Source organism: Nocardia uniformis NBRC 13702 (assembly GCF_001613345.1).
In the GTDB taxonomy this organism is placed as follows: domain Bacteria; phylum Actinomycetota; class Actinomycetes; order Mycobacteriales; family Mycobacteriaceae; genus Nocardia; species Nocardia uniformis.
Window position 1 is genome coordinate 33,196 of sequence record NZ_BDCE01000099.1, and the last position, 13,704, is coordinate 46,899.

A 13,704-nucleotide genomic window follows, 5' to 3' on the forward strand; every position below is an offset into this window, starting at 1 on the left:
AAAGCGAAACGTCAAGTGCGAGTAGCGCAGTCCTGGCTGACAGAAATCCTGCAGCGCACCACCCCCGGGTGGTCCGTGACGCCGGAGGAACTCGACGCCGGGTTCGTCCGAGTCGGTCTGGAAGTCGAAGAGGTCGACCAGTTGCAGCGGGTCGGCGGTGAGATCGAGCATCCCCTGGTGGTGGGCCGGGTCGCCGAGATCACCGAACTGACCGAGTTCAAGAAGCCGATCCGTTTCTGCAAGGTGGAGATCGGTCAGCCTGAACTACAGGAGATTGTCTGCGGTGCAACGAATTTCGCCGTCGGCGACCTGGTGGTCGTGGTGCTGCCGGGTGGTGAACTGCCCGGCGGCTTCAAAATCGCCTCGCGAAAGACTTACGGGCACACCAGCAATGGCATGATCTGCTCGGTCGCCGAACTCGGCATCGGCAAGGATCACAATGGCATCCTGGTACTCGAGCCCGGCACCGCCGAGCCGGGTACCGATGCCAACGCGCTGCTCGGTCTCGACGACACCGTTATCGAACTGGCCATCACCCCCGACCGCGGCTACGCCTTCTCGGCGCGCGGCCTGGCCCGTGAGCTGGCCTGCGGCTTCGATCTCGAATACGCCGATCCCGCCGTGCGCCTGCTGCCCGAGACCGATACCTCGGCGTGGTCGGTGAAACTCGAACCCGAATCACTGTGCACCCGTTTCGCGGTGCGCCGTGTCACCGGCGTCGACCCGAAGGCCGTCAGCCCGTGGTGGTTGCAGCGTCGCCTGCTGCTGTCGGGTGTGCGACCCATCGCCCCGGCCGTGGACGTCACCAACTACGTCATGCTGGAACTCGGCCAGCCGCTGCACGCCTTCGACGCCGCCAAGGTGGCGGGCGGGCTGGTCGTGCGCCGCGCCAACAAGGGCGAAACCCTGCGCACCCTCGATGATGTCGAGCGCACCCTGGATGCCGAAGATGTGGTGATCGCCGATGATTCGGGCGTCATCTCATTGGCGGGCACCATGGGCGGTGCCAGTACCGAGGTCGGCGACGAGACCACCGATGTCCTGCTCGAGGCCGCGACCTGGAACCCGATCGCCATCGCCCGCACCGCGCGTCGCCACAAGCTCTCCTCCGAGGCGAGCCGCCGCTTCGAACGCGTCGTCGATCCGGAGCTGAATGTGGCCGCGCTCGACCGCGCCGCCACCCTGCTGGCCGAAATTGCCGGTGGCACAGTCGAATCCGTACTCACCGACGTGCGGGTCGTAGTTCCTGCCGCCGCGCCCATCAGCATGGATCTCGACCTGGCCGACCGCACCGCGGGCGTGCAGTACGCGTCCGGCACCTCGGCGCGCCGCCTGCAGCAGGTCGGCTGCACCGTCGAGATCGGCGTCAGCGATATCGGACAGGGCCAGCTCGTCGTCACCCCGCCGAGCTGGCGGCCCGATCTGGTGCAGCCCGCCGATCTGGTGGAGGAGGTGCTGCGCCTCGAGGGTCTCGACAAGATTCCGTCGGTGCTGCCCACCGCCCCCGCCGGGCGCGGTCTCACCGCGCAGCAGCGCCGCCGCCGCTCGGTGAGCAAGGCCCTCGCATTCCACGGGTGTGTCGAGGTGCAGCCGCCGGTCTTCATGTCCGCCACGGTGTTCGACACCTGGGGCCTGGACGCCGACGACCAGCGCCGCAAGACGCTGAAGGTGCTCAACCCACTCGATGTAGACCGCCACGACCTGGCCTCGACCCTGCTGCCCGGTCTCCTAGAGGTGGCCGCCCGCAATATCTCTCGCGGCCAACGCGACCTCGCCATCTACGGCATCGCCCAGGTCGTCCTGCCCAGTGCGGAGACCGGTGCCGTCGATCCGCTGCCCGTGGACCGTCGCCCCACCGAGGACGAGATCAATACCCTGGTCCGTTCGCTGCCCGACCAGCCGACGCACATCGCCGCCGTGCTGACCGGTAAGCGCGAGCCGCGCGGTCCCGGAAACGCGGGCCGCCCGGCGGAGGCCGCCGACGCGTTCGCGCTCGTCGACGCTATTGCCGACGCGGCCGGTGTCACCATCGAGCGTCGCTCGGCGGTACACCTGCCATGGCATCCGGGCCGCTGTGCCGAACTCGTCGTGGACGGTGTCGTCGTCGGGCATGCGGGCGAACTCCACCCGGCGGTCCTGGAACGCGCCGGCCTGCCGCCGCGCACCTGCACCGTCGAACTCGACCTCGACGCTCTGCCGCTGCGCGAAAACCGGCCCGCGCCCGTGGTTTCCGCCTTCCCGGCGGTACTGCAGGACGTGTCGGTGAGCGTCGAGAAGACGGTTCCCGCCGTCTCGGTGGAATCGGCGCTGCGCGAGGGCGCGGGCGAACTCCTCGAGGATGTCGCGCTGTTCGATGTCTACGAGGGCACACAGGCGGGGGAGGGCCGCAAATCCCTCACCTACGCCCTGCGCTTCCGCGCGCTCGATCGCACGCTGACCGAGGACGAGGCGAGTGCGGCACGGGACGCCGCGGTGGCCGCGGCCGCTGCCGCCGTCGGGGCTGTACTGCGCAGCTGACGCTTCTCCCGTACGCGGAAGGCCCCGGACCCGACGCGGGTCGGGGGCCTTCCGCGTCGGCCGAATCGCCGCAGACCTGCGCGGATCGTTGTCGTGGTGACCAGCGATCGCGTAGGATGAACCGCGTCACCTCGTGTGATGACTGAGAGGGTCGAGCGCCGCGGTAACGGCACCCGACCCGGGCGGGCTACCTACCCCGACGTATCAGTCGGACCAGGCACACAACCCCGGCGACTGCCGCAGCGACCGCTACGTACACTGCCCAGTCGACCGGGGTTTCCTGTGCGCGGGAATGCTCTCCCATGACCCACCACCTCCTTTCTGGCGGGGCGGCGTGGACCAGACCATGCGCCGCCACCCCCCCTCGAAATGAGGTGGCATCACCCTAACTGCGGGTTGAGTGCCTGTGAGTTCTTTTGCGGGTGTCAGGCTTTCAGCGCCCCGCGTGTCTCGGTACGTCGGGCGGATCGTCCGAGATGATAGGAAAGGTGTCATGCAGCATCCGGCCCGGCCCATACTCAATCTGCTGACATACATGCCGCAGCAGCGGCGGATCGAGCTGACGCCCGCGCATTTCGGTGTCGACTACACCGAGCTGCGGCTGCCCACCGAGGACGGCGAAACCGTTGACGCCTGGTTCGTGGGTGCGAAGCGGGAACCGGTGGGGCACATTCTCTTCGCGCACGGGAATGCGGGCAATATCGGGGACCGGTCGCCGATCCTGGCCTTGCTGGCAGGGGTCGGGTTCGATGTGCTGATCTTCGACTATCGCGGATATGGGCGCAGTACCGGCAGCCCGAGTGAGCGGGGGACGTACCTGGATGCGCGGGCGGCGCGGCAGGCGCTGCTCGGACGGCCCGGGGTGGATCCGAATCGGATTGTCTACCTGGGTAAGTCACTCGGGGGTGCGGTGCTGCTCGAACTCGCGATGGCCTATCCACCGGCGGCGATGGTGCTGATTTCGAGCTTCACCGGGTTGCGCGACGCGGCGACGGCCGTGTACCCGTTCCTGCCGAAGATGTTCATTCCGGACGCTTATCCGAGCCTGCGCCGCATTCGTCGGCTGCGGTCGCCGCTGCTGATCATGCACGGTGATCAGGACGAGCTGCTGCCGCTGCGGATGGGTGAAGAGCTGTTCGCCGCCGCGCCCGAACCCAAGCAGATCGTCGTGTTCCCCGGTGCGGGTCACAATGATGTCGTGGTGGATCCGGAGTGGCCCGCCACTCTGACGGCGTGGATTACGGCCACGCTGGCCGCACATGATGAGGCATCGGCGGGCGAATAGCCGCAGATTGTTCCGCAGCGACACCCTGCCTGGCGGGCTCACCTGCGAGGTCGAACGTGCGACAGCGGCTGCCCTCGCCGTCACCCCGGCATGGTTTTGGCCGGGGGGCCACTACTTCGGGATGTGGATTCCGGCCAAAAGCATGCCGGAATGACGAGGGTGGGTAGGCGATGTCGTGACGCTGACCTATTGCGGCCGGAACGATGAAGGTGGGCCGGGCGGTGTCGTGACGCTGACCTACTCCGAGACGATGGCGACCGCGTCGATCTCGACGAGCATCTCCTCGCGCGGCAGGCCGGTGAAAACCGTGGTGCGCGAAGGCAGTACATCCCCGGTGGTGTGCGCGTTCACGAATTCGCCGTAGGCGTCGTTCATGATGGGGAAATCCTCGCGTTTGGTGAGGTACACGCGCAGCATCACCACATCGTCGAAGCTCGCACCGCTGGCCTCGACAATCGCCTTCACATTCTCCAGCGTCCGAATGGTCTGCGCGGCCACGTCTCCCGGATACAGGTACTCGTTGCTGACCGGGTCGACGGGCCCCTGACCGGAGACCTGGACGAACGGACCCTTGCGCACGCCCTGCGAGAATGTGTGCGCGGGGGCGGGTGCGGCGGTGGTGCGGACAGCGATCTTCTCACTCATGGTGAACCTTTCGTGGATCAGTGCTTCGGATTCCAGCCGAGTTCGGTGGAAATGGCTTCGGCCGTGGTGCGCACCCGTGGTAGCAGGGCGAGCACCTGATCGTGGTCGAGCAGCATGTCGGGTACCGACATGGACAGGGCGGCCACCACCGCGCCGGTACCGTCGCGGATCGGGACGCCGACGCAGTTCACGAAGGTTTCGTGTTCCTCGTGATCCTCGGCATAGCCCTGGGCGGCAACGAGTTCCAGCTCCGCGAGATAGGCGTCGGGGGAGGCGATGGTGCGCTCGGTGAACCTCTTGTACTCGATGCCCTCGGCGATCGCGCGCCATTGGCCGCGCGGTAGGGCGGAGACCAGCACCTTGCCCACCGCCGTGCAGTGCAGCGGTGCGGGTCGCCCCACCCGCGAATACATGCGCACACTCTGTGTGGCATCGAGTTTGTCGATATAGATGGCCTCGCCGGACTCCAGTACGGCCAGATGGATGGTCTGCCCAGTGAACGCGTTCAACTCCACCAGATGCGGCCGGGCGAGGGTGCGCACATCGCGCCGTTCCAGGGATCGGTTGGCGAGCTCGAACAGCCTGGACCCCAACCGGTATCGGTGTTCGGCATCGTGGGTGACGAAGCGCTGCGCCTCCATGGTCTGTAGCAGCCGCAGCACCGTCGATTTGTGCACACTCAGATGAGTGGCCAACTCGTCCAAGGACTTCGAGTCCTCACCGAGTTCGGTGAGAATGGTCAGCGCGCGTTGCAGACTCTGGCTCATGAGGGCACATTCTCGATTACGGCCGACGCGGCGGGATAACGCAGCCCCGCCCAATCGGAAGGGCCTGCCTCGGCGAGGGATTCGAGCAGCGCCAGTGGCGGCAGCTCCGCCACATCACCGATGCCGGTGAGGGCCGCCGCCGCGCACAGGTGCCCGAAGCGCAGCAACTGCTCATGCGCTCGGCCCTGGAGCAGTGCGCCCAGGTAGCCACCCGCGAAAGCGTCACCCGCGCCGATCCGCTCGGTCACGGTCAATTCCAGTGCGGGCACCTCGACGCGAACGGCCCCCAGGAATCCGGTCACCGAATGCGCGTCGTTCTTGATCACCAGGTGTCGCGGCTGCGGAAACAACGCACGCAACCGATCCGGATCGCCGGTGCCGAAGACCGCCTCGGCCTCATCGGAGCCGAGGAACACCACATCGCTACCGCGGACATGGCGCGCGAGTACGTCGGCGGCATTCACCTCGCGCCGATCCCACAGCGCCGGACGGTAATTCAGATCGAAGCTGATCAGCCGGTCAGCGCGCGGACGACCGATGAGTGTCTCGGTGAGCGCCGTCGCCGACTCCGACAGGGCAGTGGTGATGCCGGTGAAGTGGATCAGTTCGCAGCCGTCGAGCAGTCCGGTGGCCGTGCCGAGATCGGCGGGGGAGAGCGCGCTGGCGGCGGATCCGGTGCGGTAGTACAGCATTCGGCTCGCACCGGCCGCCATATCGCCGGGCACACCGGAACCGTTGCCGCGCTCCTTCACATACACGGCGGTGGGCCGGTTGGAATCCACGGCCACGGCCGAGATATCCACCCCCCGATCCGCGAGATGCCGCACCAGGTACCGGCCGAACCCATCGTCACCCACCCGGGAGATCCACGCCGTCTCGATCCCGAGCTGGGTGAGCACGGTCGCCACATTCGCCTCGGCCCCGCCCGCGCCCCGTTCGAAGGCGGGCGAATCCTCGAGCGGACCCGGCTGGGCGACCAGGACGGCAAGTCCCTCGCCCACGGTGACCGCTCGCGGACGGCTCGACATAGGCCAGGTCACACGAACTCCCTTCGAATGCTTGCGGCTATCGGTCATCACGTGCAGAATAACCACCGAAAACACGATACGCAACACGCGTTGCAGAATACGCAATGCTCGATCGCTATCGGATAGAGCGCTATCGAACCGGCGCTATCCAACAGAGCGCGATCACTCATTCCGAGCGTGACATGCCGAAAGGAACGTCGTGGCCATCGACAAGGACGCCGTCGCCGCATTGGGCGAGCGCAGGCTGGGGCCGGAGCACAAGGCCCTGCCACCCACCGCGTGGGGGCTGACCGTGCGTGACTTCCTGGCCACCGCACCGCATCTCGACGAGTTCGAAACGCCGGTGCTGACCGTGGACCGGACCGCGGTCGATGCCAATATCGCGGTGATGGCCGAATGGGCCCGCGCCGCGGGTGTGGAGCTCGCACCGCACGGCAAAACCACCATGTCGCCGCAGCTGTGGGCGGATCAGTTGGCCGCGGGCTCCTGGGCCATCACCCTGGCGACCGGATGGCAGGCGCAGCTGGCGCGCTCCTTCGGAGTGAGCCGCATCCTGCTCGCCAATGCCCTGGTCGACCCGGTCGGATTGCACTGGGTGGCGGCGGAACTGGCGCAGGACCCGGAGTTCGAATTCCTGAGCTGGGTGGACAGCGTGGCCACGGTCGAACTCATGGACCGGCATCTGAGCACCGCGCCCGGTACCGAAAAGCTCACGGTCCTGGTCGAACTCGGTGGTGCGCACGGCCGCACCGGCGCGCGCTCGGTCGATATCGCGCTCGAGATCGCCGCGGCCGTCGGGCGCTCGGCACGGCTACGGCTCGGCGGCGTCGGCGGCTACGAGGCCGCCCTGGCGCACGATCGCACCCCGGAATCGCTCGCCACCGTGCGCGGCTACCTCGACGAGCTGGCTCGACTGCATCGCGAGATTGCCGCTGCCGGAGGGTATTCCGGGGCCGCGGTGGTCACGGCCGGTGGTAGCGCCTACCCGGAGCTCGTGGTGGAGCGCCTCGCCGGACTCGCGAATGAGGCAGGCGCGCACGCGGTTGCGACCTCGGTGGTGTTGCGCTCGGGCGCGTACATCACCCACGACGACGGCTTCTATGCGGGGATCTCCCCGTTGACGGCCGCCTACACCGAGCGCCCGCTGCGCTCGGCCATACACGGCTGGGCTCGCACCGTCTCCCGGCCGGAACCGGAGTTGGCGCTACTCGATGCCGGTAAGCGCGATCTCCCGTTCGATGAGGGGCTGCCGGTCCCGCAGCGGATCGTGGGACCGGCGGTCGAATCCCGGGAACTGCCGTCGGGCGCATTGATATCGAAGCTGAACGACCAGCACGCCTTCCTGCGACTGCCGGGTGGGACCGCCGCCGATGTGCCCGTGGGCAGCGTGCTGCGGCTGGGCCTGTCCCATCCCTGCACCGCCTTCGACAAATGGCGGCTCATTCCCGTAATCGACGACGCCGATGCCGAGCGGCCCCGCGTCATCGACCTGCTGCACACCTTCTTCTGAGGCGGGACATTATGGCCGATTTATTGATTCGCGATATCGACATTGTCGACGGAACGGGTGCGCCGCGCTATCGCGGTGATGTGGTGGTCGATGCCGGTCGCATTACCGCCATCGCGCAGCCGGGGACCGTCGCCGGAGCCGAACGCACGGTGGACGGCGGCGATTCGGTGCTGTCACCCGGCTTCATCGATATGCACGCCCACTCCGATCTACATCTGCTGACCGAGCCGGGACATTTCCCGAAGCTCAGCCAGGGCGTCACCACCGAGGTCATCGGGCAGGACGGGTTGTCCTACGCCCCGATCGACGAACCCACCCTCGCCGTGGTGCGCCGCCAGATCGCGGGGTGGAACGGTAATCCCGATCTCGATTTCGACTGGCGCTCGGTCGGTGAGTACCTGGACCGCCTGGATCGGGGCATCACCCCCAATGCCGCCTACCTGGTCCCGCAGGGCACTCTGCGGCTGCTCGTCGTCGGTGCGGACAAGCGTGCCGCCACGGCCGCCGAAATCCGCCGTATGCAGGTGCTGCTCGCCCAGAGCCTCGCCGAGGGCGCGGTCGGCATGTCCAGCGGGCTCACCTACACGCCCGGAATGTATGCCGACACAGCCGAATTGGCGGCGCTGTGCGAGGTGGTCGCCGCGGCGGGCGGCTTCTACGCACCGCATACCCGCTCCTACGGGGCGGGCGCGCTCGACGCCTACGCCGAAATGATCGGCCTGGCCCGTAGCACGGGCTGCGCGGTGCATCTCACCCACGCCACCATGAACTTCGGCGAAAACCGCGGGCGCGCACCGCAACTGCTCGATCTCGTCGACGCTGCGCTGGCAGACGGCTGCGATATCAGCCTCGACACCTACCCCTATCTGCCGGGCTCCACCACCCTGTCGGCGCTACTGCCGAGCTGGGCCATGTCCGGCGGCCCCGACGCCGCCCTGGCCCGAATCGCCGATCCGCAGCAGCGGCTACGCATCTCCGAGGACGTCAATCTCAATGGCTCCGACGGGTGCCACGGCGTCACCGTCGACTGGGACACCATCCAGATCAGCGGCGTCGGCAACAGCGAGCTCGACCGGTACGTCGGCCGCACCGTCACCCAGATCGCCGTCGATCGCGATCTGCCGCCGGTCGCGGTGTTCTTCGACCTGCTCACCCGAGACCAACTGGCCACCACCATCCTTCAGCATGTCGGCCACGAGGAGAATGTGCGCGCCATCATGCGCCACCCGCGGCATATGGGTGGCAGCGACGGTCTGCTCGTCGGTGAGCGCCCGCACCCACGCGCCTGGGGCACCTTCCCGCGCTACCTCGGCCACTATGTGCGCGAACTCGGCCTGTTCGGGCTGGAGGAGTGCGTCAATCACCTCACCGGCCGTCCCGCCGAACGGCTGCGACTGCGCGACCGCGGGCTCATCCGCGAGGGCTACGCCGCCGACCTGGTGATCTTCGATCCGGCGACCATTACCGATACCGCCACCTTCGATAACCCGAAACAGCAGGCGCACGGCATTTCCCACGTCCTGGTCAATGGCGTCTTCGCCCTCGACGGCGGTAAGCCCACCGGTGCGCTGGCCGGTCGTGCCCTGCGCATGAATTCCGAACGAAAGGAGACCCGTTGACCGCCGCCCTGGAGGTGATCCGCGCCGATCGGGTGCTCACCGTCGTGCGCGCCCCCGAGATTCCGGACCCCGTAGCGCTCGCGGAGGCGTTGGCAGGGGCCGGGATTCGAGCCCTCGAGCTCACCTTCACCACCCCCGGTGTCCTCGATTGCCTGCGCAAGGTCGCCGACTCCGGTCGCGGCGTGGTGGGCGCGGGGACGGTACTGACCGCCGAACAGGCCGAGGCCGCCATCGACAACGGCGCGCGGTTCCTGGTCACCCCCGGTCTCCGGGTCAGGGTCGCGGCGGTCGCCGTGCGGCGCGGAATCCCGGTTGTGATGGGCGCTTTCACGCCGAGCGAGGTCATGCAGGCGCTCGACCTCGGTGCGGCGGCGGTGAAGATCTTCCCCGCCCGCACCCTCGGGCCGGGCTATCTGAAGGACCTGCACGGCCCCTTCCCGGAGGTGGATCTCATTCCCTCCGGCGGAGTCAATGCCGGTAATGCCGCCGAATTTCTCGCGCACGGCGCGGCGGCCGTCACCGCCGGCACCGATGTCGTCGCACCCGCCGATGTCGCCGCGGGCCGCTGGCCCGAAATCGCCGCACGCGCGGCATCTTTTGTTCGATCCATGAAGTGAGGTAACCCATGGGCGCCACCATTGACTGGCTGCGCACCACCACCCCCGGACTGCTGGTGCTGTGCGGGCTGGCCATAGCCGTGCTGCTGCTCGCGATTATTCGGTTCAAACTCGAACCGTTCATCGCGCTGCTGCTCACCGGTCTCGGCCTGGCGCTGGCCGCCGGACTGCCGGTATCCGAAATCGTCGGCAATCCGCTGAAAGCCGGTGATTCCCTACTGGAAACCGGATTCGGCGGCATTCTCGGCCATATCGCCGTCATTATCGGGCTCGGAACCGTGCTCGGTGCGATCCTCGAACGCTCCGGCGGCGCGGATGTACTGACCGAGAAACTGCTGAATCGCTTCGGCGACAGGGGCGCTCCGATCGCCATGGGTCTGCTCGGACTCATCTTCGGCATCCCGGTGTTCTTCGATGTCGGCATCTTCGTACTCGCACCGCTGGTGTACGTGGCCGCCAAACGCGGTGGCCGGTCGCTGGTGCTCTACGCCATGCCGATGCTCGCGGGCCTGTCCATGACACACGCCTTCCTGCCGCCGCATCCCGGTCCGGTCGCCCTCGGCGGACTGCTCGGTGTCAGCCTGGGTTGGCTGATCCTCATAGGATTCGTCTGTGGCCTCCCGGGATTCGTCGCGGCGGGCATTGTCTGGGGCGGCTGGATCGGCAAGCGCGTGCACGTGGAGGTGCCGGAGGACTTCCTGGTGCGGCCATCGCTGGCCGCACCCGGTGACGGCCCGGGTACGCCCAGCGCTCCGGGAACCGCGGTCCTGGAACGCAAAGCGCCCGCTGTCTCGCTCATCGGCGGCATTATCGCCATCCCGCTGCTGCTCATCCTCGGCGCGACCTTCGGCAGCCAAATCCTCGATGAGGGGTCGAAAGCCCTCGCGGTGCTGACCTTCCTCGGCACCCCGGCCGTCGCACTGCTGGTCGCGGTCCTGATCGCCTTCTACGTTCTCGGCATCCGGCGCGGCTCCACCGTGCAGGAGCTGAGCACGCTCACCGGTGAATCGCTGCGGCCGATCGGCATGCTGCTACTCGTCGTCGGAGCGGGCGCGTTCTTCGGAAAGGTCATCTCCGCCACCGGCATCGGTGCGGCGCTCGCCGAAACCATGTCCGCGGCTGGACTTCCCGTGATCGTGCTGGCGTATCTGATCAGCTGCGGTCTGCGGGTGGCGCAGGGTTCCGCGACGGTCGCCATTGTCACCACCGGCGGCATTGTGGCGCCCCTGCTGGTGGGGGAGGGCTACTCGCAGATGGCCCTCGCGCTCATCGCCATGGCAATCGCGGCGGGGTCCATCATCCTCAGCCACGTCAATGACGGCGGTTTCTGGATTATCGCCAAGTACTTCAATCTCACCGTGAAGCAGACCCTGCAGACCTGGACGGTCTTGGAGACGGTGCTGTCGGTGGTGAGCTTCGTGGTGGCGGCGGTGCTGTTCGCCCTGTTTGCCTGATCGGTGCGGGAGCGGCGGTGCGAGAGCCCGCCGCTATCACTTCCCGCGTCCACCGCGGCGGTATGCGTAGCCTGGGCGGTATGACTGATGCCGGTGAACTGGCCGAAGCGCTGACGAAGCTCTCGGATGTCGAATTGGTATCCGTGGTGGCGACCGCGACCGATGGCAGGGCGGCGCTGGGTGCGCTGCACGAGGTAGCGGCGTCACTGGCCGCCACCACCAGCCATGTGCCGCTGAGTGTGAGTGTGAGTCCGGACACGCACACCGATGGGGTGTCTGAGTCGGTTGGCGCATTGGAGCAGGTCGGAGCGGCTGCTGTGATCACCGGCATACCGGTGCCGACGGCCGATATCGGCCCCGGGCCCGGGATCGGCGGTTATTCGCCCGCCGGTGTCCCTACTTTCGAGTCAGTTCGCGATAAGGTCGAGCAGCGCTACGGCACCGCACAGGGGATGGACGAGCTCGATCGGCAGACACCAGCGGGCCGCAGCGCCGACGAACAGTGGGATGCGCGGGCCAAGGCCGCGCGGGAACGCCTGGAGCAGATCCGGAAATCGGTGCGAGGCAACGACACCGATAAGACGTAGTGCTTTCGGGCGGTCCGAATTATCTGATGGGTGGAAACTCCATGACCGAGCCGCGCGAAATCGCAGAACGACTGCTGGACGCCCAGGTCGAATACATCGTCGGAGAGGTCAGTGGCGACCGGTTCGCCGAGGTCGTCGCCCGTGACGTGGATGCCGTCCTCGGCGTCGCCGACACCATTGTCTTCCGCGATGTGGTGAGCATCGACGAGGCCAAACGGACCGTCGGCAATATCATCGACCTGATCGGCGGCAGCCCGGTACTACGCGATGTGGTGGGCGTTTTCGCCGACTCCATCTACGACAATATCGCCGCCAATAACGAATACACCCTCGGTGACGTGGTGGAGCGTGAGCCCGTCGAGCAACTGTTGGAGCAGATCTTCGGCATGCACCAGGCGCAGGAGCGCATTCTGGAACGGCTCACCGAGAGCCCGCTCATCGCCACCGTCGCGTCCAAATTCGTGGATAAGCTGATCTCCGATTTCATGGAGAGCAACCGGCAGATGGCGGGCAAGATCCCGGGTGTCGGTTCGCTGGTAAACCTGGGCACCTCGGCCGCCAAGCAGGCCCGCAAGGCGGCTGAGCGGGCGACCGGCGACGGTACCTTCCTCGGTGAAATGGCCGGTAAGGGAGCGCAATTCGCGCTCAAGCGCACCAATAACGCCATTCGCGAAATGCTGCGCGACGCACCCGTGCACGACGCCGCCATGGAGTTCTGGGATCTGCACGCCGGAGAGCCGGTGAGCGGCCTGCGCGACTACCTCTCCCAGCAGGAACTGCGTGAGCTGGCCCTGATCATCTACCAGATCGCGCTCACCACCCGCGAGAAGGAGTACTTCGGCCTGCTCGTCGACGAATGCGTGGACGTGTTCTTCACCAAATACGGCGACCTCACCCTCGCCGCCATGCTGCCTGAGCTCGGCCTGTCCGGTCAGGACATCGGCAATGAGATCCTGCGCTACGGTCCGGCTGTTATCGAGCAGGCCAAGCGAAATGGTGTACTCAGCAAGCTCGTTCGCGAGCGGCTCGAGCCGTTCTTCCTCTCCGAATCCACCCTCGCCATCCTCGCCGACGCCTGACAGGTCACTATCGCTGCCGCCTGTGAGGCTTCCCACCAGCGGGTACGCCGACGGAGCGCGTCGCGGCGTCGCGGTCTCCGGGTCGGGCACTCTGGAGGAGTGTCCGATTCGGAGGGAAAACGATGGAGCTACCGATTACCGGTAAGAACCTGTGCGTGCTGTCCATGGAACCGCTGCTCGCCATAGGCGTCGGCGAGTACGAACTGCACATCACCGGTGAGCTGACCGTGGAAACGCCCAATGGGACCGAACACTACGTGGTCGGCGACCCGGCGCGCGGCAATGGTGATCTGGTGGTATCCCTCGACGGGGTCATTGTGTCGGCCTCGGTGAACGACGCCGGCGGACTGCGGGTCGGATTGGATTCCGGCAGCTGGGTGGTCGTCGACGCCGATCCGTACTACGAGGCGTGGTCGGTCACCGGTCCGAACTATCTGGTGGTGTCCATGCCGGGCGGAGAGCTGGCCACCTGGTCGGCGTAGGTGGATACGCTGCTGAACATGGGTGCGCCCGAACGGCTTTCGTCCGCTCGGGCGCACTGCGCGCTGCTGCGGTCGACGTCGCGATGCCGCCTGCCGCCATCGTCATTCCGGCGC

At 67.1% G+C, this 13,704-nt stretch carries 12 protein-coding genes; 9 read left to right on the top strand and 3 right to left on the bottom strand.

The features are described from left to right. Positions 1–15 precede the first annotated feature (15 nt). Positions 16–2,517: a phenylalanine--tRNA ligase subunit beta gene (gene pheT / locus NU1_RS35245; protein WP_067528378.1), complete on the top strand. Its 2,502-nt coding sequence runs from the start codon at positions 16–18 to the stop codon at positions 2,515–2,517. Positions 2,518–3,010: 493 nt separating this feature from the next. After that, entirely contained in the window at positions 3,011–3,802 is a 792-nt protein-coding gene (locus NU1_RS35250; protein ID WP_067528380.1) for an alpha/beta hydrolase, read from the top strand. Between the two features lie 237 nt (positions 3,803–4,039). On the opposite strand, the gene NU1_RS35255 is transcribed toward NU1_RS35250, so the two are convergent. The 3 genes from NU1_RS35255 to NU1_RS35265 are packed head-to-tail and all read right to left on the bottom strand — an operon-like array spanning position 4,040 to position 6,254. Beyond that, positions 4,040–4,447 (bottom strand): RidA family protein, encoded by a 408-nt coding sequence (locus NU1_RS35255; RefSeq protein WP_067528382.1) that lies wholly within the window; start codon positions 4,445–4,447, stop codon positions 4,040–4,042. Positions 4,448–4,464: 17 nt separating this feature from the next. Continuing rightward, on the bottom strand, positions 4,465–5,214 hold the full coding sequence (locus NU1_RS35260; RefSeq protein WP_067528384.1) for an IclR family transcriptional regulator: 750 nt from the start codon (positions 5,212–5,214) through the stop codon (positions 4,465–4,467). After that, positions 5,211–6,254 carry a sugar kinase gene (locus tag NU1_RS35265; protein ID WP_245720454.1) on the bottom strand — a complete coding sequence of 348 codons (1,044 nt, stop codon included), beginning with the start codon at positions 6,252–6,254 and terminating at the stop codon, positions 5,211–5,213. The genes NU1_RS35260 and NU1_RS35265 overlap by 4 nt, the downstream gene beginning before the upstream one ends. Before the next feature lie 187 nt (positions 6,255–6,441). Between NU1_RS35265 and NU1_RS35270 the strand changes: the two genes are divergently transcribed. The 7 genes from NU1_RS35270 to NU1_RS35300 all read left to right on the top strand — a co-directional run bounded on the left by NU1_RS35270 (position 6,442) and on the right by NU1_RS35300 (position 13,590). Then, complete coding sequence (locus tag NU1_RS35270; RefSeq protein ID WP_067528386.1) at positions 6,442–7,752, top strand: type III PLP-dependent enzyme domain-containing protein; 1,311 nt, start codon at positions 6,442–6,444, stop codon at positions 7,750–7,752. Between the two features lie 11 nt (positions 7,753–7,763). Continuing rightward, complete coding sequence (locus NU1_RS35275) at positions 7,764–9,371, top strand: N-acyl-D-amino-acid deacylase family protein (protein WP_067528388.1); 1,608 nt, start codon at positions 7,764–7,766, stop codon at positions 9,369–9,371. Next, a complete protein-coding gene (locus NU1_RS35280; RefSeq protein WP_067528390.1) occupies positions 9,368–9,988 on the top strand; it encodes a bifunctional 4-hydroxy-2-oxoglutarate aldolase/2-dehydro-3-deoxy-phosphogluconate aldolase in 621 nt (206 codons plus the stop codon). Before NU1_RS35275 ends, NU1_RS35280 begins: the two co-directional genes overlap by 4 nt. 8 nt (positions 9,989–9,996) lie before the next feature. Continuing rightward, positions 9,997–11,442, top strand: a complete 1,446-nt coding sequence (locus NU1_RS35285) for a GntP family permease (RefSeq protein ID WP_067528392.1) — start codon at positions 9,997–9,999, stop codon at positions 11,440–11,442. A gap of 80 nt (positions 11,443–11,522) precedes the next feature. Further along, complete coding sequence (locus tag NU1_RS35290) at positions 11,523–12,029, top strand: hypothetical protein (protein WP_067528403.1); 507 nt, start codon at positions 11,523–11,525, stop codon at positions 12,027–12,029. 41 nt (positions 12,030–12,070) lie between these two features. After that, complete coding sequence (locus NU1_RS35295; RefSeq protein ID WP_067528405.1) at positions 12,071–13,108, top strand: hypothetical protein; 1,038 nt, start codon at positions 12,071–12,073, stop codon at positions 13,106–13,108. 122 nt (positions 13,109–13,230) lie between these two features. Continuing rightward, the gene (locus tag NU1_RS35300) at positions 13,231–13,590 is read left to right on the top strand and encodes a DUF6188 family protein (RefSeq protein WP_067528394.1); all 360 of its coding nucleotides are present in this window, start codon (positions 13,231–13,233) and stop codon (positions 13,588–13,590) included. Positions 13,591–13,704: the final 114 nt, after the last annotated feature.